Annotated in this window: 19 protein-coding genes; 12 read left to right on the plus strand and 7 right to left on the minus strand. The window is 60.6% G+C overall.

Annotated elements, in window-relative coordinates; genetic code table 11:
* Window positions 1-309: 309 nt before the first annotated feature.
* Window positions 310-774, minus strand: coding sequence for a TIGR02444 family protein (locus tag E4O98_RS20030; RefSeq protein WP_032878795.1), 465 nt, complete (start codon window positions 772-774; stop codon window positions 310-312).
* A 50-nt stretch (window positions 775-824) separates the two neighbouring features.
* On the opposite strand from E4O98_RS20030, the gene E4O98_RS20035 reads away from it, so the two are divergent.
* From E4O98_RS20035 to E4O98_RS20055, 5 genes are all read left to right on the plus strand, one after another.
* Complete coding sequence (locus tag E4O98_RS20035) at window positions 825-2735, plus strand: ATP-binding cassette domain-containing protein (RefSeq protein WP_078822612.1); 1911 nt, start codon at window positions 825-827, stop codon at window positions 2733-2735.
* Window positions 2735-3307 carry a mechanosensitive ion channel family protein gene (locus E4O98_RS20040; protein WP_005792426.1) on the plus strand — a complete coding sequence of 191 codons (573 nt, stop codon included), beginning with the start codon at window positions 2735-2737 and terminating at the stop codon, window positions 3305-3307. Before E4O98_RS20035 ends, E4O98_RS20040 begins: the two co-directional genes overlap by 1 nt.
* An 89-nt stretch (window positions 3308-3396) precedes the next feature.
* On the plus strand, window positions 3397-4029 hold the full coding sequence (locus tag E4O98_RS20045; RefSeq protein ID WP_248136088.1) for a LysE family transporter: 633 nt from the start codon (window positions 3397-3399) through the stop codon (window positions 4027-4029).
* Between the two features lie 140 nt (window positions 4030-4169).
* Window positions 4170-6065 (plus strand): FTR1 family protein, encoded by a 1896-nt coding sequence (locus E4O98_RS20050; protein WP_223017770.1) that lies wholly within the window; start codon window positions 4170-4172, stop codon window positions 6063-6065.
* Window position 6066: 1 nt separating this feature from the next.
* Window positions 6067-6522: a YaiI/YqxD family protein gene (locus E4O98_RS20055; protein ID WP_078822610.1), complete on the plus strand. Its 456-nt coding sequence runs from the start codon at window positions 6067-6069 to the stop codon at window positions 6520-6522.
* 44 nt (window positions 6523-6566) lie between these two features.
* Here E4O98_RS20055 and elbB read toward each other — a convergent pair whose 3' ends face one another.
* Entirely contained in the window at window positions 6567-7232 is a 666-nt protein-coding gene (elbB, locus tag E4O98_RS20060) for an isoprenoid biosynthesis glyoxalase ElbB (RefSeq protein WP_005792422.1), read from the minus strand.
* Between the two features lie 115 nt (window positions 7233-7347).
* Between elbB and E4O98_RS20065 the strand changes: the two genes are divergently transcribed.
* Window positions 7348-8583, plus strand: coding sequence for a sterol desaturase family protein (locus E4O98_RS20065; protein WP_248136090.1), 1236 nt, complete (start codon window positions 7348-7350; stop codon window positions 8581-8583).
* On the opposite strand, the gene E4O98_RS20070 is transcribed toward E4O98_RS20065, so the two are convergent.
* Window positions 8564-9199 (minus strand): DedA family protein, encoded by a 636-nt coding sequence (locus E4O98_RS20070; protein WP_032881179.1) that lies wholly within the window; start codon window positions 9197-9199, stop codon window positions 8564-8566. The genes E4O98_RS20065 and E4O98_RS20070 overlap by 20 nt on opposite strands.
* A gap of 208 nt (window positions 9200-9407) precedes the next feature.
* On the opposite strand from E4O98_RS20070, the gene hemB reads away from it, so the two are divergent.
* Both hemB and ppk1 read left to right on the plus strand, forming a co-directional pair.
* Window positions 9408-10421 (plus strand): porphobilinogen synthase, encoded by a 1014-nt coding sequence (gene hemB / locus E4O98_RS20075; protein ID WP_005792419.1) that lies wholly within the window; start codon window positions 9408-9410, stop codon window positions 10419-10421.
* 18 nt (window positions 10422-10439) lie between these two features.
* On the plus strand, window positions 10440-12662 hold the full coding sequence (gene ppk1, locus E4O98_RS20080; RefSeq protein ID WP_005792418.1) for a polyphosphate kinase 1: 2223 nt from the start codon (window positions 10440-10442) through the stop codon (window positions 12660-12662).
* Between the two features lie 73 nt (window positions 12663-12735).
* Here the strand turns inward: ppk1 and ppx are convergent, their stop codons facing one another.
* Window positions 12736-14238, minus strand: coding sequence for an exopolyphosphatase (gene ppx, locus E4O98_RS20085; RefSeq protein ID WP_005792416.1), 1503 nt, complete (start codon window positions 14236-14238; stop codon window positions 12736-12738).
* 480 nt (window positions 14239-14718) lie between these two features.
* Between ppx and E4O98_RS20090 the strand changes: the two genes are divergently transcribed.
* The 4 genes from E4O98_RS20090 to E4O98_RS20105 all read left to right on the plus strand — a co-directional run bounded on the left by E4O98_RS20090 (window position 14719) and on the right by E4O98_RS20105 (window position 19227).
* Complete coding sequence (locus tag E4O98_RS20090) at window positions 14719-15366, plus strand: DUF1120 domain-containing protein (protein WP_078822608.1); 648 nt, start codon at window positions 14719-14721, stop codon at window positions 15364-15366.
* 121 nt (window positions 15367-15487) lie between these two features.
* Entirely contained in the window at window positions 15488-16174 is a 687-nt protein-coding gene (locus E4O98_RS20095) for a fimbria/pilus chaperone family protein (RefSeq protein ID WP_256584575.1), read from the plus strand.
* 103 nt (window positions 16175-16277) lie between these two features.
* Window positions 16278-18683, plus strand: a complete 2406-nt coding sequence (locus tag E4O98_RS20100) for a fimbria/pilus outer membrane usher protein (protein ID WP_248136092.1) — start codon at window positions 16278-16280, stop codon at window positions 18681-18683.
* A complete protein-coding gene (locus E4O98_RS20105) occupies window positions 18649-19227 on the plus strand; it encodes a hypothetical protein (protein WP_248136095.1) in 579 nt (192 codons plus the stop codon). Before E4O98_RS20100 ends, E4O98_RS20105 begins: the two co-directional genes overlap by 35 nt.
* On the opposite strand, the gene E4O98_RS20110 is transcribed toward E4O98_RS20105, so the two are convergent.
* The 3 genes from E4O98_RS20110 to E4O98_RS20120 are packed head-to-tail and all read right to left on the minus strand — an operon-like array spanning window position 19199 to window position 21238.
* On the minus strand, window positions 19199-19936 hold the full coding sequence (locus E4O98_RS20110; protein ID WP_248136097.1) for an amino acid ABC transporter ATP-binding protein: 738 nt from the start codon (window positions 19934-19936) through the stop codon (window positions 19199-19201). The genes E4O98_RS20105 and E4O98_RS20110 overlap by 29 nt on opposite strands.
* A complete protein-coding gene (locus tag E4O98_RS20115; RefSeq protein WP_228309109.1) occupies window positions 19923-20573 on the minus strand; it encodes an amino acid ABC transporter permease in 651 nt (216 codons plus the stop codon). The genes E4O98_RS20110 and E4O98_RS20115 overlap by 14 nt, the downstream gene beginning before the upstream one ends.
* Window positions 20570-21238, minus strand: a complete 669-nt coding sequence (locus E4O98_RS20120) for an amino acid ABC transporter permease (protein ID WP_005792409.1) — start codon at window positions 21236-21238, stop codon at window positions 20570-20572. The genes E4O98_RS20115 and E4O98_RS20120 overlap by 4 nt, the downstream gene beginning before the upstream one ends.
* Between the last annotated feature and the right edge of the window lie 12 nt (window positions 21239-21250).

Consider the following 21250-nt stretch of genomic DNA (forward strand, 5'->3'; position numbering starts at 1 on the left):
AGCAGCCAAGCCAACCGCTAAAACTGCAGCCGCGAAACCAGCAGCCAAGCCAGCCGCCAAACCTGCAGCCGCGAAACCAGCAGCCAAGCCAGCCGCCAAACCTGCTGCCGTCAAACCAGCAGCCAAGCCAGCCGCCAAACCTGCAGCCGCGAAACCAGCAGCCAAGCCAGCCGCTAAACCTGCTGCTGCCAAACCAGCAGTCGCCAAGCCAGCCACTCCAGCGGCACCGGCAGCATCTACCGCTCCAACCGCATCGGCCAGCACCACGCCTGCACCGGTAGCGCCAAGCACCACCCCAGCCAGCGCTTCCTAAGCGTCGGTGGCCGCGACGCGCAGCGCCTGCAGCGCGTCGTGGTCAAGGTTGGCGGCTTCGGTCGCCAGGCCTTCAAGCCATTCGTACTGACCCACCACCTCATTGATCGGCCATGCCTGCGCCAAGGTTTCCAGGCGCGCCAGCAGTGTTCGTTCAGCCTCCAGCTCCAGGGCTTTGACCCGCTCGCGCAACGATGCCAGCTGCGTATCCTGCTGCGCCAGGGCTCGCCATTGCACGCGCAGGTATCGCAACGGTTCGACAACCTGCACCCGCCACGGACGGGCAAGCTGTTGCAGCGCCTGCACCCGCTCAGGTGTATGTGCCACACCGCGCCGCTCCAGCCAGGCACCACACAGCAGCAGGCATACATCCGCGCCTTGTTCCTGCAAACGCAGGCAAGCGGCCTCTACACCCGGGCGAGCGTAGGTAGAAAGGGCAAAGCTCCACAGGTCAGCGCACATATTCACACCCAAGCCAGCGGCCAACGAAGCTGGTAGACTCCGCCGCCATTATGATCCGACTTCAAAGCCTAACATTACAGCGTGGCCCGCAACGTCTTCTCGAAGACGCCGAGCTGACCCTGCACGCCGGTCACAAAGCCGGCCTGATCGGTGCCAATGGCGCCGGCAAATCCACGTTGTTCGCCTTGCTGCTCGGTGAGCTGACCCCGGATTCCGGGGACTGCCTGCTGCCGGCCGACTGGCGCATCGCCCATATGCGCCAGGAGATCGACACCCTGGACCGCATCGCGATCGACTACGTGCTCGATGGCGACCTGCGCCTGCGCCAGGTGCAACACGACCTCGCCGAAGCCGAAAAAGCCCAGGACGGTGCCGCCCAGGCCCGCCTGCACGCCGAGCTGGACAGTGCCGACGGCTACACCGCCGACGCCCGTGCCCGCAAAATGCTCGCTGGCCTTGGCTTTACCAACGAACAGATGGACCGCCCGGTCGCCGACTTCTCCGGCGGCTGGCGCATGCGCCTGAATCTGGCCCAGGCACTGATGTGCCCCTCCGACCTGTTACTGCTCGACGAACCGACCAACCACCTGGACCTCGATGCGATCCTGTGGCTGGAAGATTTCCTCAAGAGCTACCAGGGCACCTTGCTGCTGATTTCCCACGATCGGGATTTCCTCGACGCCGTGGTCGACAACATCGCCCACGTCGAACAGAAGAAAATCACCCTCTACCGTGGCGGCTATACCGCGTTCGAACGTGCCCGTGCCGAGCGCCTGGCCCAGCAGCAACAGGCCTTTGAAAAGCAACAGGCGCAACGTGCGCACATGGAAAGCTACATCGCCCGCTTCAAGGCCCAGGCCACCAAGGCCCGTCAGGCCCAGAGCCGCATCAAGGCGCTGGAGCGCATGGAAGAACTGTCGGCGGCCCACGTCGATTCGCCGTTCGATTTTGTGTTCCGTGAGTCGGTGAAGATCTCAAGCCCCCTGCTCGATCTGTCGGACGCTCGCTTGGGCTACGGCGACAAGACCATCCTGGAGAAGGTCAAGCTGCAGCTCACGCCGGGCGCACGCATTGGTTTGCTCGGCCCCAACGGCGCGGGCAAGTCGACGCTGATCAAGAACCTGTCGGGTGAGCTTGAGCCACTGGCTGGCCGCCTGACCCGTGGCGAGAACACGGTGGTGGGCTACTTCGCCCAGCATCAACTGGACTCGCTTGATGCCAAGGCCAGCCCGCTGTTGCACCTGCAACGCCTGGCGCCCACCGAGCGCGAGCAAACCCTGCGCGACTTCCTCGGCGGTTTCGACTTCCGGGGGGCGCGTATCGACGAGCCAGTGCTGAATTTCTCCGGGGGCGAAAAAGCCCGACTGGCCCTGGCCCTGATCGCCTGGGACCGTCCAAACCTGCTGCTGCTCGACGAACCGACCAACCACCTGGACCTGGAGATGCGCCTGGCACTGACCATGGCCCTGCAGGAGTTCAGCGGTGCGGTACTGGTGGTGTCTCACGATCGCCACCTGCTCAAGAGCACCACCGACAACTTCCTGCTGGTGGCCGACGGCAAGGTCGAAGAATTCGACGGCGACCTGGACGACTACGCACGCTGGCTGACCGATTACCGCCTGCGCAATGCGCCGGCCAGCAACACCCCGGTCAACCCGGACAAGACCGACAAGAAAGCCCAGCGCCAGGCCGCCGCCGCGCTGCGCCAGCAGCTGGCGCCGCACAAGCGTGAGGCCGACAAGCTGGAAGCCGAGCTGGGCAAGGTGCACGAGCGCCTGGCCAAGATCGAAACCAGCCTGGGTGATAGCTCCGTGTACGAGGCGGCGCGCAAGGATGAGCTGCGTGACCTGCTGGCCGAACAGGCCAAGCTCAAGGTGCGCGAAGGGCAATTGGAGGAAACCTGGATGGAGGCCCTCGAACTGCTCGAAACCTTGCAAGCGGAGCTGGAGGCGCTGTCCTGATGGAAGCGTTGCAACTGCCGGTACCGGCGCAATGGGTCGAGCCCGTATGGATCGGCGTGCAAATCCTGCTGATCCTGCTGGCCGGCTACCTGGCCCAGCGCTTCGTCGCCAAGGGCCTGACGCGCCTGGGTGAGCGTTACCCGTTCCCGCCGCAACTGCTGATGCCCCTGCGCGGCGGCTTGCGCTGGCTGATCATGGGCAGTGCGCTGATCTTTGTGCTGGGGCGCCTGGGGGTGTCTGCCACGGTGTTGTGGACGGCGCTGTCAGGGTTTGTCGCGGTAGCGGCAGTGGCGTTCTTCGCCATGTGGTCGGTGCTGTCCAACCTGTTGTGCGCAATTCTGATCTTCACCGTCGGGCCGTTCCGCCTTGGGGATATTGTCGAGCTGGTGGACACCGTCGACAAACCCGGCGTGAAGGGCAGGGTCGTGGCGATCAACCTGCTTTACACCACATTGATCGAAGTAGAAGAAGCCGGGACCAGCAGCGCGATGGTGCAAGTGCCTAACAGCTTGTTCTTTCAGCGCTCGGTGCGCCGTTGGCCTGGCACCCATGTATTTCCGGGCGACCGCTAGCGTTTACATCTTGTAAAAATCTATAGCCAGCCTTCGGTCGGTAGAGTTAGCTTAAAGGCACAATCGCTGACTCCCTTCTGAGGTGCACAATGGCTCTCGACACATGGCTGGCCTTTTTCCTGGCCAGTTGGATCATCTCCCTTTCTCCTGGCGCCGGTGCCATCGCCTCGATGTCCAGCGGCCTGCAATACGGTTTTGTCCGTGGCTACTGGAACGCCATTGGCCTGCAACTGGGCCTGGCGATGCAGATTGCCGTGGTCGCGGGTGGCCTGGGGGCCATTCTGGCGGCGTCGTCTACCGCGTTCTATGCGATCAAATGGTTTGGCGTGGCCTACCTGGTGTACCTGGCCATCAAGCAATGGCGCGCCCTGCCCATGGACATGACCGATGACGCCGCCGTGCGCACGATCGGGAAGCCGATGGCGATGATGTTCCGCGGCTTTTTGGTCAACGCCAGCAACCCCAAGGCCCTGGTGTTCATGTTGGCGGTGTTGCCGCAATTCGTGAACCCGCAGGCGCCGCTGTTGATTCAGTACCTGATCCTCGGTGCGACCATGATCAGCGTCGATATGATCGTGATGGCGGGTTACACGGGGTTGGCGTCGAAAGTCTTGCGTCTGTTGCGTACGCCTAAACAACAGAAACGCGTAAACCGCACATTCGCAGGTTTGTTTGTCGGCGCTGCGGGTTTCCTTGCGAGCCTGCATCGCGCTACGGCGTAATTGCCGAAACCGAATCGAAATGTGGGAGGGGCAAGCTCCCTCCCATATTGGATTTAGGGGTGATATGAAATAACACCTTGAGTCGAATTCATTAAAGCTCAACAATAGTGTTACTTCGTATTTCCACTTGAGATTCATTCATGACTGCCCCTTTCCGCTTTCTTGCGTGGCTGCTGTTGCCGGCGCTGATGTCGTGCAGCTTCAATCTCTTGGCCGCGACCGCCGAAGGCGCGCCACAGGCCCTGCATTTGCTGGATTACATCGGCGCCGACTACCCGCCTACGGTAGAGGCAGGCAAGGTGGTAGACGACTCGGAATACCGCGAGCAGGTGGAGTTTCTCGGAGTGCTGCAGGGTTTGGTGGCTGATCTGCCCGACAAACCCGAGCGCGCTGAGTTGATAAGCGGCGTTAATGAATTGCTGGCGGCGGTCACCGCCCATCAGGACGGCGCGAGCGTGGCCCGCCAGGCTCGTCAGTTGGGCGCCAAGCTGGCCGTGGCGTATGAAGTCAGCCAAGCACCGGCCATCACGCCGGACCCGACACGCGGCGCGCCGCTTTATGCCCAGCATTGTTCGGTGTGCCACGGCACTGTCGGCGCCGGTGATGGTCCGGCTGGCATGGGCATGACGCCGCCCCCCGCTAACCTGCGTGACGCCACGCGCCTGGATCGCTTGAGCCTGTATGCGATCTACAACACCCTCGGTCTGGGTGTCGAAGGCACTGATATGCCGTCGTTCGCTGACCAACTGGACGATCGCCAGCGCTGGGACCTGGCGACCTATATCGCCGGTTTCACCGCCGACCCGGCTGCCGCCAAAAGCGAGCAGGCGTTCAACCTCGCCGACCTGGCGCGCCAGACCCCCAATGAAGTGCTCGCCGCTGACGGCCCTGGCGCTGCGGCGACGTTCCGCGCCCAGCGTGCACAGCCGCCACAGGTTCAGCGTGGTCCCGCGCAGTTGCTCGACTACACGGCCGCCACGCTGGACAAGAGCCTCGCGGCCTTCCGCAACGGCGACCACGAGCAGGCCTATGATTTGTCCGTCGCTGCCTACCTGGAAGGCTTCGAGCTGGTGGAAAGCTCCCTGGATAACGTCGACGCCAATGTGCGCAAAGACACCGAGAAGGCCCTGATGGCCTATCGGCAATCGTTGCAGGATGGTTTGCCTATGGAGCAGGTGCAGCAGCGTCTGGACGTTGCCAAAGGCAAACTCACTGAATCCGCCGGCTTGCTGGGCGGCGATGGCCTGAGCTGGTCATTGAGCTATATCTCTGGCCTGCTGATCCTGTTGCGCGAAGGCCTGGAAGCGATTCTGGTGCTAGCGGCGATCCTCGCCTTCCTGCGTAACACCGGCCAGCAGTCGGCGGTTCGCAGCGTCAACGTCGGTTGGGGCCTGGCGCTGTTGGCAGGCTTGGCTACGTGGGCCTTGGCGGCGTATGTGATTGACGTCAGCGGGGCCCAGCGAGAACTGCTCGAAGGCTGCACGGCGCTGTTCGCCAGCGTGATGGTGCTATGGCTCGGCGTGTGGATGCACGACCGGCGTCACGCGGCGGCCTGGCAGGATTACATCAAGAGCAGCCTGGTGGGCGGCGGCGGCCGTTTCGGTTTTGCCGTGCTGGCGTTCTTCTCGGTTTATCGCGAGCTGTTCGAAGTGATCCTGTTCTACGAAACCCTGTGGCTGCAGGCCGGCCCTGCCGGGCACAACGCGGTGCTGGCCGGTGGTGCCACTGCGCTGGTGCTGCTGGTGGGCCTGGCCTGGGTGATCCTGCGTGGCTCGGCGAAGTTGCCGTTGGCGCTGTTCTTCGGCATCAACGCTGCGTTGCTGTGCGCACTGTCGGTGGTGTTCGCCGGGCACGGTGTCAAGGCCTTGCAGGAGGCGGGCATCTTCGGCACGCGGCCGGTGGCGTTCTTTGACTTCGACTGGCTGGGCATTCATGCCGATGCGTATTCGTTGGGCGCGCAGGCCGTGGCGATCCTGGCGATTGTGGTGCTGTATGGCCGCAGCCGGCTGACCGAGAAGCGCCGGGCGGCGGCGTAGCATGCGGGTATGGATCGACGCCGACGCCTGCCCTCGGGCGGCCAAGGACCAGGTAGTGAAGTTTGCCCTCAAGCGCCAGTTCGAGGTGGTGCTGGTGGCCGGGCAGAGCCAGATCAAGCCGAGCTTTTCCTGTGTGAAGCTGATCGTGGTGCCCAGTGGCCCCGACGCGGCCGATGATTACCTGGTTGAGCACGCCGTACCCGGCGAACTGGTGATTTGCAGTGACGTGCCCTTGGCCGATCGGCTGGTGAAGAAGGGCGTCACGGCCCTCGATCCGCGAGGCAAGGAGTTCAGCCCTGCGAACATGAGTGAGCGCCTGGCGGTGCGCAACCTGTTCACCGACCTGCGTGAGCAAGGTCAGATGGGCGGCGGACCACCGCCCCATGGCGAGAAGGATAAGCAGGCGTTTGCCAATGCCCTGGACCGAATCCTTACACGTCTTATGCGCCCAGCCTGACCTGTGGCGAGGGAGCAAGCTCCCTCGCCACAGGCGCCTACCCGTCAGTCGTTCTCGTGGGTCAACTCCAGCACCCGATCCACCAACTTGTTGATCCCTGACGCCACTTCACTGATGTTCTTGCCGAGCATATACGCCGGCGTACTGACCAGCTTGCGCGCCTTGTCCTCGACGATATCTTCCACCGTGCATTCGTGGTGCGTGGCGCCCATCTTGTCCAGGGCAGCCGCTGTGTCGGCATCGTTACCGATGGTGCAGGTCACGCCAGGGCCGTAGATCTTCGCGGCCAGGGCCGGAGAGATGCAGATCAACCCCACCGGCTTGCCTGCTTCGGCAAACGCTTCAGCCAGTTCCAGCACCTGCGGGTTGACGCTGCAGCCGGCGCCCTCCACGGCGAAGTTCGACAGGTTCTTCGCTGCGCCAAACCCGCCCGGCACGATCAGGGCGTCGAAGTCGGCGGCATTGGCTTGGCCAATATCCTTCACTGCGCCCCGGGCGATACGCGCAGACTCCACCAGCACATTGCGCGACTCGGGCATTTCTTCGCCGGTGAGATGGTTGATCACGTGCAATTGCGCAATATCGGGTGCAAAGCATTCCACTTGAGCGCCGCGCTGGTCCAGGCGCAGCAACGTGATCACGCTCTCGTGAATCTCTGCGCCGTCGTATACGCCACAGCCGGAAAGGATCACTGCAATCTTTTTGCTCATGGGCATTTCTCCTGATTCATGGCGTTAAATGTCTACTAATTTGTAACCTGTTGCCAATGGGATCTCACGTCGCTGCACCTAATCTTGATGTAACAAAAATAGACCGGACTAGCCCATGGACTTTGTGCCTTACGCAGTACCGTTTTTTATCGCCCTGATCGTTGTGGAGCTGCTGGCCGACCGTTGGCGCGGTGCACGCAACTACCGAGTAGCGGACGCCATCAACAGCCTCAGCACCGGTGTGCTGTCCACCACGACCGGTTTGCTGACCAAGGGCGTGGGCCTGTTGACCTACGCGTTCGCCCTCAAGCACCTGGCGCTCATCGAGCTGTCGGCCCAGAGTGCCTGGACCTGGGTGTTCGCCTTTGTGTTCTATGACTTCTGTTATTACTGGCTGCATCGCATGGGCCATGAGCGCAATATCCTGTGGGCCGCGCATTCGGTGCATCACCAGAGCGAGGACTACAACCTCACCACCGCCTTGCGCCAGACCAGCACCGGTTTTCTGCTGAGCTGGATCTTCTACCTGCCTCTGGCTGTGGTCGGCGTGCCGCTGGTGGTGTTTATCAGCGTGGCTTCGCTCAACCTGTTGTATCAATTCTGGGTCCATACCCGCCACGTTCCCAAGCTGGGCTGGTTTGAGTGGTTCTTCGTGACGCCGTCCAATCATCGGGCCCACCACGCACAGAATGCTCTCTACATGGATCGTAACTACGGCGGGGTGTTCATTATTTGGGACCGGCTGTTCGGTACTTTTCAAGAGGAAGACGACAACGAGCCGGTGATCTTTGGGGTAACCACACCCCTGGCCAGTTGGAACCCGCTGTGGGCCAACCTGCAGTTTTATGCGCAGTTATGGAGTGACGCCCGGCGCACCGAGAGCTGGTGGGACAAGTTGCGCATCTGGTTCATGCGCACCGGCTGGCGCCCGGCGGACGTCAAAGCCAAATACCCGATAGCCAAGCCGGACCTGAGCCAGTTTCGCAAGTTCGAAGTGCCTTTGGATGCGCGGCAGCAGGTCTACATCGCCTTGCAATTTGCTGCTTATGTGGGCTTTGGCAGTTATCTGATGAATTTCGGTGAGGGCTTGCCTGCGGCGGCGTTGGTGCTCGGCTGGGGCGCGATGGCCCTGGGCCTGTTTACGTTGGGGGTGGCACTGGAGAATCGCCCATGGGCGTTGAAGGCCGAGCTGGCGCGCCTGGCGCTGAACCTGCCGTTGGTATGGCTGGCGCCGCTGGTCGGCTTGTGGCCTGCCAGCCCTCTCGCCTGGCTGGGCCTGGCGAGCTACAGCCTGCTCAGCGTGATTGGTCTCTACTGTTGCAGAGGCCGTTTTACTCGGTTGGCGTCTTAGGCGTTTCGACCGAGGCTTGCTCGACAGCCTGTCGCGCCTTGGCCTCGGCACACGCTTGGCGGGCGATGCGAGCATTCTTGAAGCGACGTCGCAGCCACAGGCCAAAGCCCAGTACCAGCAAGGCGCCCAGTACCCATAGCTCGTACTTCTTGACGCTGCCGAGCATACCTTCCAGCACCGCACCGAAATGATAGGCCGCAGCCCCCAGTGCAGCGGCCCAGATCGCCGCACCAATACCGTTGAGGATCAGGTAGCGCATCGGCGGGTAACCGGACAGGCCGATCGCCACGGGCATCACCGTGCGCAACCCGTAGACAAAGCGAAAGCTCAGTACCCAGATATCCGGGTGCTTGCGGATATGCTCCAGTGCCTTGTCGCCCATCAACTGCCAGCGCGGCTTGCGTGCCAGCAGCTTGCGGCCGTGCTTGCGCCCCATGTAGTACCAAAGCTGGTCGCCGGCATAGCTGCCAAAAAAGGCAACGACCACCACCAGGTTGATATCCATGTAGCCACGAAACGCCAGGAAGCCTGCGAGTACGAGGATGGTCTCGCCTTCGAAAAATGTGCCGAGAAAGAGGGCAAAGTAGCCGAAGTCATGCAGAAATTGTTGAAGCATGGTCTGGGGTGCTGGCGAAATGAACGCGCAGCCTACGCCTTCACGAAGATTCATGAAAGTATCGAGATGTGTCACGAAGTGAACAATTCCTACATAAATGACGAATGCGACTACAGGTCGCATCGATAAGCACAACTGTCATTCCTTCGTCATAATGGCCGCTTATAACTGCAACGCTCGCCCGTAAACGCGGGCTCAGGAGTCTGTCGTGAGCTTTACCCCTGCCAATCGCCTGTTCCCCGCCACTCGTCTGCGTCGCAATCGTCGTGATGATTTTTCTCGCCGCCTGGTACGTGAAAATGTACTGACGACGAACGATCTCATCCTGCCGGTTTTTGTGCTCGACGGTGAAAATCGTCGGGAAGCAGTCGCCTCGATGCCGGGTGTGGAGCGTTTGACCATTGATCAGTTGCTGATCGAGGCGGCCGGTTGGGTCGAACTGGGGATCCCGGCACTGGCGCTGTTTCCGGTTACCCCACCGCAGCTCAAGTCTCTGGACGCCGCCGAAGCCTGGAACCCGCAAGGGATCGCGCAGCGCGCCACCCGTGCCCTGCGCGAGCGCTTCCCGGAGCTTGGGGTGATCACTGACGTGGCGTTGGACCCGTTCACCACGCACGGCCAGGATGGCATTCTTGACGAAGAGGGTTATGTTCAGAACGACATCACCGTCGATGCACTGGTCAAGCAGGCTTTGTCGCACGCAGCGGCGGGCGCCCAGGTGGTTGCGCCGTCGGACATGATGGACGGCCGTATCCAGGCGATTCGCGAAGCCCTTGAGCTGGCCGGTCACGTCAATGTACGAATCATGGCCTACTCGGCCAAATACGCCAGCGCCTATTACGGCCCCTTTCGCGATGCGGTGGGGTCGGCGCTGAACCTGGGCAAGGCCAACAAGGCTTCGTACCAGATGGACCCGGCCAATAGCCAGGAAGCGCTGCACGAAGTGGCGGCCGACCTGGCCGAAGGCGCCGATATGGTGATGGTCAAGCCCGGGATGCCGTACCTGGACATCCTTTATCGGGTCAAAGAGGAATTCAAAGTGCCGACCTTTGTCTATCAGGTCAGCGGTGAATACGCCATGCATATGGCGGCGATCCAGAATGGTTGGTTGAGTGAAGGGGTGATCCTCGAATCCCTGACTGCCTTTAAACGTGCCGGCGCTGATGGCATTCTGACCTACTTCGCCGCCCGCGCTGCCCAATTGCTTAGAGAGCAACAATAGCCCTCACAGGAACACTCGATGAATACCGAAGGACTCTCCGAAGTTGCCGTAAAAGACGCTCACCCGGTGGTTGAACAAGTTTCCCAGACCCCGCCGGAGCTGGAGCCTGCCCCGCCAGCGGTGGTTGCCGAAGCACCTGCGCCGGCACCGGTGGCCGTGGTCACCAACCTGGATGACAGCAGCCTGTACATCCATCGCGAGTTGTCACAACTGCAATTCAACATCCGCGTGCTGGAGCAGGCGCTGGATGAGTCCTACCCGTTGCTGGAGCGGCTGAAATTCCTGCTGATCTTCTCCAGCAACCTGGATGAGTTCTTCGAGATTCGCGTTGCCGGCCTCAAGAAGCAGATCACCTTTGCCCGTGAACAAGCCGGGGCCGACGGCCTGCAACCGCACCAGGCGTTGGCGCGCATCAGTGAGCTGGTACATGGTCATGTGGACCGCCAGTACGCAATCCTCAACGACATCCTGCTGCCGGAACTGGAAAAGCATCAGGTCCGCTTCATTCGTCGTCGTCACTGGACCGCCAAGATCAAGACCTGGGTGCGCCGTTACTTCCGGGACGAGATTTCGCCGATCATTACCCCCATCGGCCTGGACCCTACGCACCCGTTCCCACTGCTGGTGAACAAGAGCCTCAACTTCATCGTCGAGCTTGAAGGTATCGATGCCTTCGGTCGCGATTCGGGTCTGGCGATTATCCCGGCCCCGCGTCTGTTGCCACGCATCATCAAGGTACCGGAAGAGGTAGGGGGCGCTGGCGACAACTATGTATTCCTGTCGTCGATGATCCATGCTCACGCCGATGACCTGTTCCAGGGCATGAAGGTCAAGGGCTGCTACCAGTTCCGCCTGACCCGTAACGCCGACCTGGCACTGGATTCCGAAGACGTCGAAGACTTGGCTCGCGCCCTGCGTGGCGAGTTGTTCTCGCGGCGTTATGGCGATGCGGTGCGTCTGGAAGTGGCGGACACCTGCCCCAAACACCTGTCGGACTACCTGCTCAAGCAGTTCAACCTCGCCGAATCCGAGTTGTACCAGGTCAACGGCCCGGTGAACCTGACGCGCCTGTTCAGCATTACCGGCCTGGACAGCCATCCTGAGCTGCAATACAAGCCGTTCACGCCACAGATCCCGAAACTGCTGCAAAACAGCGAGAACATCTTCAGCGTTGTGAGCAAGCAGGACATTCTATTGCTGCACCCCTTCGAGTCGTTCACCCCAGTGGTCGACCTGCTGCGCCAGGCCGCCAAGGACCCGCATGTTCTGGCCGTGCGCCAGACCCTCTACCGCAGTGGCGCCAACTCGGAAATCGTCGATGCGTTGGTGGATGCTGCGCGTAACGGCAAGGAAGTCACCGCGGTGATCGAGTTGCGTGCGCGCTTTGACGAAGAGTCCAACCTGCAACTGGCCAGCCGTCTGCAAGCGGCCGGTGCGGTGGTGATCTACGGCGTGGTCGGCTTCAAGACCCACGCCAAGATGATGCTGATCCTGCGCCGTGAAGCCGGTGAGATCGTGCGCTACGCCCACTTGGGCACCGGCAACTACCACGCCGGCAACGCCAAGCTCTACACCGACTACAGCCTGCTGACATCCGACGACGCACTGTGCGAAGACGTCGGCAAGTTGTTCAGCCAGCTCATCGGCATGGGCAAGACCTTGCGCATGAAAAAGCTGCTGCACGCGCCGTTCACCCTCAAGAAGGGCATGCTCGACATGATTGCCCGCGAGACCCAGTTTGCCCTCGATGGCAAGCCGGCGCACATCATCGCCAAGTTCAACTCGCTGACCGATCCGAAGATCATCCGCGCGCTGTACAAGGCCAGCCAGTCGGGCGTGCGCATCGATCTGGTGGTGCGTGGCATGTGCTGCCTGCGTCCGGGTATTGTCGGCGTGTCGCATAACATCCACGTGCGTTCGATCATCGGCCGCTTCCTGGAGCACACCCGTGTGTTCTACTTCCTCAACGGTGGTGAAGAGCAGATGTTCCTCTCCAGCGCCGACTGGATGGAACGCAACCTCGATAAGCGTGTGGAGACCTGCTTCCCGGTAGAAGGCAAGAAGCTGATCATGCGGGTCAAGAAGGAGCTGGAAAGCTACCTTACCGACAACACCCACAGCTGGAGCCTGCAGTCGGACGGGCGTTATGTACGCAACACCCCGACCGGCAACCAGAACCCGCGCAGCGCGCAGGCGACGTTGCTGGAGAAGTTGGGTAGCCCGATTCTTGCGGTGAACTAAAACCCAGCACCAGCAAGGTCTAAAAAATGTGGGAGGGGGTTTGCCCCCTCCCACATTTGTTTTGCAGTGTGCTTTAGCGCAGGTTCAGGCTGAACCCCACCCGCGTCAGCCATTCCGCTTCCTGGGCGAAGTCCGCCTGGGTCAGCTGGTTTTCATCCAGCCAGCCCTTGGGGAAGATCACTTCCAGGCTGTCATCAGCAGCGCGCAGTTTTACCTGGGGCATTTCCTGGGTGCCACGAATGTGGTGGAACAGGATTGCAAAGCGCAACAGCGCGCACAGGCGAATCAGCTTGATGCCGTCTTTGCCGAATTCGGCAAATTTGTCCTTGGGAATATTGCGGCGATGGCCGCGCACCAGCAGCGCGAGCATCTGCTGGTCTTCGCGGGAGAACCCAGCCAGGTCCGAGTGCTCGATCAGGTAGGCGCCGTGCTTGTGGTAATGGTAGTGGGCGATGTCCAGGCCCACTTCATGCACCTTGGCAGCCCAGCCGAGCAGCTCGCGCCAGACGCCGTCTTCCAGGTCCCAATCGGCGGCCACCTGGTCGAAAGCGTGCAAGGCTTTGCGCTCCACACGGGCGGCTTGTTCCAGATCGACGTGGTAGCGCTCCATCAGCGAGCTGAGGGTGCGCTCGCGCACGTCTTCGTGGTGATGACGGCCCAGCAGGTCATAGAGCACGCCTTCGCGCAGGGCGCCGTCACAGTGGTCCATGCGTTGCAGTTCGAGGGCGTCGAAGATGGCTTCGAGAATCGCCAGGCCCGCAGGGAAAATGGCGCGGCGATCAGGTTTGATGCCGTCGAAGTCGATTTTCTCCGCATCCCCCAGCTTGAACAGCTTGCGCTTGAGCCACGCCAGACCTTCGGCATTCACCTCGCCAGTGCCATGGCCGCCAGCCTTCAAGGCCAGGCCGATGGCGCGGATGGTGCCGGACGAGCCGATGGCTTCATCCCAGGTCAGGCGGTGCAGGGCATGTTCAATGCTCATGATCTCCAGCCGCGCCGCCGTGTAAGCCTGGGCATAGCGCGCCGGCGTGATCTTGCCGTCCTTGAAGTAACGTTGAGTGAAACTCACGCATCCCATCTGCAGACTTTCACGCAGCAGTGGCTCGAAACGCTGGCCGATGATGAACTCGGTACTGCCGCCACCAATGTCCGCCACCAGGCGTTTGCCGGGCGTGTCGGCCAGTGTGTGGGACACACCAAGGTAGATCAGGCGCGCCTCTTCACGGCCAGAGATAACTTCCACCGGGTGCCCGAGGATTTCCTCGGCACGATGGATAAACTCATTGCGGTTTCGGGCTTCGCGCAACGCGTTGGTGCCGACGATGCGTACGGCGCCAGGCGGCATGCCATTGATCAATTGCGCAAATCGCTTGAGGCAGTCGAGCCCGCGCTGCATGGATTCTTCATTGAGCTTGCGCTCGTCGTCGATCCCGGCGGCCAGTTGCACTTTTTCGCCGAGCCGCTCAAGGATGCGGATCTCACCGTTCTGGGCCTTGGCCACGACCATGTGAAAGCTGTTGGAGCCCAGGTCGATGGCGGCGATCAAGGACAGATTCTTGGCTTGGGATTGCGGCATGGTTTGGGGATCTCGGTCGATAACCTTGCCATCGTGCCACGATCGACCGCTGGAGCCAACGCGTTGTGCTTCGGTAATTTTCCCGATGTGGTCTGTAGGAAAATTTTGGAAAGTTCAGGGCTGCTTCGCAAGTTTCCAGCAAACAAACTTTTTCGACGATGTAAGACGTTTTAACCGGATGCAGTTGTAAGTATTTAGATAATTTCTCCTACAGTGAGTGGGGCTAGATGTTGTTCTATATCTTGCTCAAGACTACAAGGTCGATAGGTTAAAGTAATTTTTATGCTGGCTGGAGCCTACAATAAATACCGTGCTGTCTGATTTTTTATCCGGGCATCTACGCGCCAGACTGTCACTCGGCAATTCTGCCGGGGTGTTATTTATTTATAGTTTTTGTATCAGGGACAATAAGCTGTTGGGCGACGGAGTCGCCAAAACCAAAATAAAGAGCGCCTGCTAACTTCAAGTGACAGGACGAACATGAAAAAAATTATTGGATTGACTTTCGGCATCGCATGTCTGGCTGCGACCCTGCAGGTTCAGGCAAACACGAGCGCCCAGTTAGTCGTCAGGGGGACGATCACGCCTGCAGCGTGCAACCTCAGCCTGGCGGGCAGTGGCATCATCGACTACGGCACTATTCGCTCCGGCGAATTGTCTCGCACGGCATTCAACCCCCGTGAAGAGAGGACCACGTCTCTGGTTATCAACTGCGGCACTACGCCTGCCAGGTTCGGGCTCACCTTTACCGATCTGCAAGCGGGGAGCAAGGTGGCAGGCATCCTGGGGGCGGGCTTTTCCGAAGCGCAGAATTTCGGTCTGGGGATGGCAGCGTCCCGGCGCACTGGTGGCTATTCGGTCACCCTCAGGGACCTCCGCTCTACCGGAACAACGTTGTTTCCGATCATGCGCACCGGGCTCGGTGCCTGGCAGAACAGCGACGGCAGGGTTGCCCAATCGCCCAGCCAGTACTCCTGGCGTAATAGCGTGACCGTCACCCCTGCCGCTATTAGCCAGCTGACAGCCACGGTGGCGGTGAAAGCAGTGATCAACAAGGCCCAGGACTTGGACCTGAGCCGCGACATCTCCATAGATGGGCGCGCCACGCTTGTATTGAGTTACATCTAAACAACCGAAAGCAGCCGATCAAGAAAGCCAACCCTTTCTTGTTGGCTGTTTTTCTTTGGGCGTTGGATGGCCAAACGTCAACTTCATAAGTTGTGGGGAATATTGAGTGCGTGTTTTTTTAATAAGTCTTACGTGGCTATGGAGTGTGTTTTTCAGTGTGGTTGCTACGGCGGACGGGATGTTGCCGGAAACAACTGTGGTCGTGCTTTACGAAGAAGTTGGCGAAGCCTCGATCAATATCAAGAACACCGATGCAGGGCCGGCGTTGCTTCATTCTGTTATTGAAAACGTGCCTGAAGATCTGGAGCCGCTACTGATTGTCACGCCTCCCATTACCCGTGTGGAAGCGGGGGATACGCAACTGGTGCGTTTCATCAGCACGTTGAAGCAGCCGCTCAAGACCCAACGGCTCAAGCGCGTATCTTTTGAGGGCATTCCCCAGGCGCGTGCCGCGGACGGTGCGACCATCGGTATCACTCTTCGGCAGAATCTGCCGTTGATCCTGCATCCCAAAGACTTGCCACGCCACCAAACGCCGTGGGAGCTGCTGAGGTGGGAACGGGTCGCAGAGCGACTCACCGTCCACAACGACAGCGCTTACGTCGTACGCCTGGCGCCGCATGTGCAGCTGCTTCCACAAGGCGTTCAAGCCACACTGCCGCGCACCTATGTCTTGCCGGGTGAGGCATTGGCGTTGAAGGTTGACGGTGCTTTGAGCGATGTGGCGCAGGTTGAGATTCAACCCGCCACGGTCTATGGATTTTCGGTAGATAGCTACCGTGCACCGGTCAACACAGATGCGCGTTGATCGGTTCATGATCGTTTCTTCGGCGCGCGGTATTGCTGGCCCGTTCCGGCCCTGCAAATCCAGATTGTTCATTGGGCTCACGGTGCTATGGGGTTTGCCTGGCATGACGGCTGCGCTGGAGCTTGGTGAGGGATTTGACCTGGCTGCGCTGACGACCCACGGCATAGACCCCCAGGTCTCCGATTACTTTCGCAGTGCGGCGCGCTTTCGTGAAGGTATTCAAATGGTGGGATTGCGCGTCAATGGCAACCCCCTTGGGCTGGTTGATGCTCGGTTCGATTCGCAGGGAGGGCTGTGTTTCACTCCCGGGTTGCTGGAGAAGGCGGGGTTGGTAAAGCCTCGGGAGATCATTCGAGAAGGCGCCACACCCGACCAGGCGTGTCATGACTTCCTCGGTGCGTTCCCGGCGACCATGGTGCGCTTGCGCCCCGGTACTGACGAAGTGGCGCTGGTGGTGCCGACCCAGGCTTTGCGTGAACCCGAATGGGAGAGCGGGCGTTCTTCCCGGGGCGGCGCGGCCGCGTTGTTCAACTATGACGTACTGGGTTATGACAGCCACTCGCGTAGCGGCCCGACCCGGTTCGTGTCGGCCTATACCGAAGCGGGCTTCAACCTGGATGACTGGATTGTTCGCAGTCGCCAGTTCTATGTGTCCGACAACGGCCATACCCGTACCGAGCACCTGCATGCCTATGCCCAACGGGATATCGCCGCGTTGCAGTCGACCTTCCAGGTGGGCCAGCTCTCCAGTAATAACCCGCTGTTTGGCGGGATCCAGCTGTCCGGCTTGCAGTTCTCCCCTGATGGGCAGTCCAGGGCCCCGGCGGGCGGCAATAATGCGGTGGTCGAAGGCTTGGCCCAAAGCCAGTCGCGAGTTGAAGTGCGCCAGTCCGGGGTGTTGATCCACAGTACATTGGTGCCCGAAGGGCCGTTTCGGTTGACTGGGGTACCGCTGCTCAATGGCACCAGTGACCTTGATGTCAGTGTGATTGACGTGCGTGGCGCCAGGCGCAGTTTTGTCGTGCCGGCGGCTTCGTTCGCGGGTGCTGCCCCATCGGCGCCGGGCTATTACTTTTCGATTGGCCAGCTGCGCAAAACTGCAGGTGAAGAGGGGCCATCACCGGTGGTCGCCATGGGCAGTGGCACCTGGGGGCTGGGGCGCGATGCGTCTGCGGGTTTTGGGTTGTTGAGTACCGATGACTATTGGGCCGCAGGTGGCACTCTGAGCAGTGTATTTTTCCAGCGGGTCTCTGTGAGCGCACGACATAACCTGTCCCGAGACAGCCACAACGCGGTGTCCGGGTCACGCAGCAGCGTCTCCGTGAGTAGCCCACTGGTTGCCGATCTAGATGTCAACTTAAGTGCAACCACCCAGACGCGCGGTTATCGCGAGGTCACTGAGGCCGGTCGGTCGCTCAGGGGCGATGAGCTGAACTCGCACTTCAAGAACCAATACACCGCGGGCATGAGCTGGGCCGACCCCACACTGGGCATATTTTCGCTGAACTACACTCGCAGTGCTCAATTTGGCGGGCAGACGAGCGAGCACGTATTCGCCTCCTGGAATAAGTCGCTCGGTCGCGTCGATGTCGCATTTATCGCGGACTCGCAAGTGGGCGGTACGCGGGCCCGCCGAGACGCCCCACTGGATGGCAGCCGGCGTGACAGTGCCTTGGATCACGACTTGTCCTTGCGGTTGCAGGTCAGCGTGCCGCTGGGCGGGGATCGGCGTGTGAGCAGCTTCACGAGCCGCCGTGGGGACCACTTCACTGCGGGTACCGCGCTCAGCGAAAGGGTCAACGAGTATGTGAATTACGAAGTCGGCATCGAGCGTGACATGCGGGCCCGGGAGCAGTCAGTGCGCGGGCGGGTGGACCTGTTGCCGCGCTATACCCAAGTGGGCCTGGGCGTCAGCCGCGATTCCCTGGGCACCAGCTATACCGGGCAGTTGCGGGGCGGTGCAGTGGCGCATGAAGGCGGGGTGACCTTGTCGCCTTACAGCGTGCAAGACACGTTCGGCATCGTCTCGGTCGGCGATATCGGCTCCGCAAAAATCCAGACGCCGCAAGGCCCTGTCTGGACCGACTTCAACGGCCAAGCGGTGATCGCGGGCTTGCCGGCCTACACCAACAGCCGAGTCGAAGTGCAGACTCAATCCTTGCCCAAACGAGTGGACCTGAAAAACGGCACCCAAGTGCTTACGGCGGGCCGAGGTTCGTTCAATACCGTGGATTTTGACGTAGTGAAAGTACGCCGAATGCTGGTGACTGCGAGCGATCAGCACGGCCGACCGTTACCTCAGGGCGCTTCGGTATTGGGCAAGGGCAACCGCTTTCTCACCAGCGTAGTAGGTGAGGGCATGATTTTCCTCAACGACGTTACGGAGTCGCAAAGCTTGCGGGTTTCATTGCCGGACTCTTCCACTTGCCTACTGCACATTGACCCTGAGGCCAAGCCTGACAATGACAAATTTTATGAAGCCGCATCGGCGGTATGCCGAGGTGATTAAAAAGGCCCTGAGCCCGCCCTTGGCGCTGTTTTGCACACTGCTGGCGCCGCTTGATGCGATGGCTGAAAACTGCCACCTGTCGCTGGGCCAGCCGCGTATCGACTATGGCCAGATACGCAGGGATGCCCTGGTTGAAACCACTACCGTGGTACTGGCAACCCGCTCGTTGAGTGTCAATGTACTCTGCGCCGAGCCTGCGGCCATGGCGTTGCGTTTTGTTGGCGCGGCAGCCGATGGGCAGGGATTTCGGTTCGGTCGCGAGGGGCATTTGCGGCTGAGTATCAAGCATGCCCAGGTAGATGGGCGTACCGTCGGGTGGTCGGCTGCCCACGTGCCAGGTGAGGCGGACAGAGGCCAGTTGTTGCCCGGCCAGGTTTTGGTGGCTCGAGCAGCAGGGATGCCGGTGGTAGGGCGGCGACTCACCGCCCAGGTCGATATCGATACCCAATTGCCCTTCGATGCCTTGTCGGTGCGCAGGGAGACGCACCTGGAGGCACGGGGCATTTTTGAACTGGTCAGCCCGGCTGTTCAACCGAGCCAATGAAGTTGGCGAGCTCTACGGTACCAGGGTTGGCAAACAACACCTTCGGGTCGCCGATTTCATGCACTTTGCCTTGGTGCATGAACACCACTTTGTCGCCAACTTCCCGGGCAAAGCGCATTTCATGGGTGACCATGATCAGCGTCATGCCGTCCTGGGCCAGTTGACGCACCACGCTGAGCACCTCATTGACCAACTCCGGGTCCAGGGCCGAGGTAATCTCATCGCACAACAGCACCTTGGGTGACATGGCCAGCGCGCGGGCAATGGCGACCCGTTGCTGCTGACCACCGGACAGCCGATCGGGGAAGGCGTCGAACTTCTCGCCCAGCCCAACGCGTTCGAGCATTTGCCTGGCCAACTGTACCGCTTTGGCCTTGGGCACTTTTTGCACCACTTGCGGTGCCAGCATCACGTTTTCGCCGACGCTCAGGTGCGGGAACAGGTTGAACTGCTGGAACACCATGCCGACTTTCTGCCTCAGGCTGCGCAGGTCGGCGCGGGCGGCATCAAGGTATTCGCCATCGACTTCGATCACACCGTCATTGATCGACTCCAGGCCATTGAGGGTGCGCAGCAAGGTGGACTTGCCCGAGCCGCTGCGGCCGATGATCGCCACAACCTGGCCTTCTTCCACCGTCAGGTCGATGCCCTTGAGGACGTGATGATCGCCGTAATACTTATGCAGGGCGGAAATTCTAAGCAGAGGCATGCAGTCTCCTTTCCAGGTAGCGCGCACTGAGGGACAAGGGGTAGCAGAGCAGGAAATAACCGAGGGCCACCAAGCCGTAGACCATAAACGGCTCGAAGGTGGCGTTGGCGAGCATGCCGCCGGTCTTGGTCAGTTCGGTGAAGCCGATGATCGAGGTCACGGCGGTGCCTTTGACCACCTGCACCGAGAAACCCACCGTTGGCGCAACGGCAATGCGCAGCGCTTGGGGCAGGATCACAAAACGCAGTTGCTCAAAAGGGTTCAGGGCCAGACTGGCCGAGGCTTCCCATTGGCCATGGGCGATGGAGTCCACGCAACCGCGCCAGATTTCGGCCAGGTAAGCGCTGGTGAACAGGGTCAATGCGGTTGCAGCTGCCAGCCAGGGCGATATGTCCACGCCAAGCAGGGCAACGCCGAAAAACACCAGGAACAACTGCATCAGCAAGGGCGTGCCCTGGAACAGTTCGATATAGGTGCGGGCAATATTGCGTGGGAAAGCTTTGCGGCTGATGCGCATCGTCATCACCAGCAGGCCGATCAGGCCACCGCCCACAAATGCTACCAGTGACAGCAGCAGGGTCCACTGCAGGCCAGTGAGCAGGTTGCGCACGATGTCCCAGAGGGTGAACTCACTCATCGACTGTTCCTCATCACAAACCGCCGGCCGATCCAGTTGAGCAGTTGGCGAATCATCAGCGCCATGCACAGGTACACCAGGGTGGTCAGGGCATAGGTTTCAAAGGCACGGAAATTACGCGACTGGATAAAGTTGGCGGCAAAGCTCAATTCTTCGGTGGCGATCTGCGAACACACCGCCGAACCGAGCATCACAATGATGATCTGGCTGCTCAGGGCCGGCCACACCTTGCCCAGCGCCGGTAGCAGTACCACGTGACGGAACGCTTCGAAGCGCGTCATCGCCAGCGCGGCGGCGGCTTCCAATTGCCCGCGCGGGATGGCCTGGATCCCGGCGCGGATGATCTCGGTGGAGTACGCCCCCAGGTTGATCACCATTGCCAGCACAGCGGCTTGCCACTCGGTGATTTTCAACCCCAGGGACGGCAGGCCGAAGAAAATAAAGAACAACTGCACCAGAAACGGCGTGTTGCGGATCAATTCGACATACACACCAAAGATCCATGCAAACGGCTGGATCTTCCACGCCCGCACCACGGCACCGACGGTGCCCAGTGCAACCCCAAGGAGGGCGCCGATGGCCGTCAGTTCAAGGGTAAACAACGCGCCGCGCAGCAGCAGGTCGGTATTGGCCAGCACCGGCACAAAGTCGAATTGATAGGCCATCGTTCAACTCCG

The organism is Pseudomonas sp. W2Jun17 (assembly GCF_023127795.1).
GTDB classification, from domain to species: Bacteria; Pseudomonadota; Gammaproteobacteria; order Pseudomonadales; family Pseudomonadaceae; genus Aquipseudomonas; species Aquipseudomonas synxantha_A.

What these genes read in the sequence shown, in the direction of transcription:
- E4O98_RS20110 (WP_248136097.1), bottom strand. Translation starts at nt 19,936, where the DNA reads ATGCCTCTGCTTAGAATTTCCGCCCTGCATAAGTATTACGGCGATCAT.
- E4O98_RS20090 (WP_078822608.1), top strand. Translation starts at nt 14,719, where the DNA reads ATGAAAAAAATTATTGGATTGACTTTCGGCATCGCATGTCTGGCTGCG.
- E4O98_RS20115 (WP_228309109.1), bottom strand. Translation starts at nt 20,573, where the DNA reads ATGAGTGAGTTCACCCTCTGGGACATCGTGCGCAACCTGCTCACTGGC.
- E4O98_RS20030 (WP_032878795.1), bottom strand. Translation starts at nt 774, where the DNA reads ATGTGCGCTGACCTGTGGAGCTTTGCCCTTTCTACCTACGCTCGCCCG.
- E4O98_RS20035 (WP_078822612.1), top strand. Translation starts at nt 825, where the DNA reads ATGATCCGACTTCAAAGCCTAACATTACAGCGTGGCCCGCAACGTCTT.
- elbB (WP_005792422.1), bottom strand. Translation starts at nt 7,232, where the DNA reads ATGAGCAAAAAGATTGCAGTGATCCTTTCCGGCTGTGGCGTATACGAC.
- E4O98_RS20040 (WP_005792426.1), top strand. Translation starts at nt 2,735, where the DNA reads ATGGAAGCGTTGCAACTGCCGGTACCGGCGCAATGGGTCGAGCCCGTA.
- E4O98_RS20045 (WP_248136088.1), top strand. Translation starts at nt 3,397, where the DNA reads ATGGCTCTCGACACATGGCTGGCCTTTTTCCTGGCCAGTTGGATCATC.
- ppx (WP_005792416.1), bottom strand. Translation starts at nt 14,238, where the DNA reads ATGCCGCAATCCCAAGCCAAGAATCTGTCCTTGATCGCCGCCATCGAC.
- E4O98_RS20105 (WP_248136095.1), top strand. Translation starts at nt 18,649, where the DNA reads ATGAAGCCGCATCGGCGGTATGCCGAGGTGATTAAAAAGGCCCTGAGC.
- E4O98_RS20120 (WP_005792409.1), bottom strand. Translation starts at nt 21,238, where the DNA reads ATGGCCTATCAATTCGACTTTGTGCCGGTGCTGGCCAATACCGACCTG.
- ppk1 (WP_005792418.1), top strand. Translation starts at nt 10,440, where the DNA reads ATGAATACCGAAGGACTCTCCGAAGTTGCCGTAAAAGACGCTCACCCG.
- E4O98_RS20100 (WP_248136092.1), top strand. Translation starts at nt 16,278, where the DNA reads ATGACGGCTGCGCTGGAGCTTGGTGAGGGATTTGACCTGGCTGCGCTG.
- E4O98_RS20070 (WP_032881179.1), bottom strand. Translation starts at nt 9,199, where the DNA reads ATGCTTCAACAATTTCTGCATGACTTCGGCTACTTTGCCCTCTTTCTC.
- E4O98_RS20065 (WP_248136090.1), top strand. Translation starts at nt 7,348, where the DNA reads ATGGACTTTGTGCCTTACGCAGTACCGTTTTTTATCGCCCTGATCGTT.
- E4O98_RS20050 (WP_223017770.1), top strand. Translation starts at nt 4,170, where the DNA reads ATGACTGCCCCTTTCCGCTTTCTTGCGTGGCTGCTGTTGCCGGCGCTG.
- E4O98_RS20055 (WP_078822610.1), top strand. Translation starts at nt 6,067, where the DNA reads ATGCGGGTATGGATCGACGCCGACGCCTGCCCTCGGGCGGCCAAGGAC.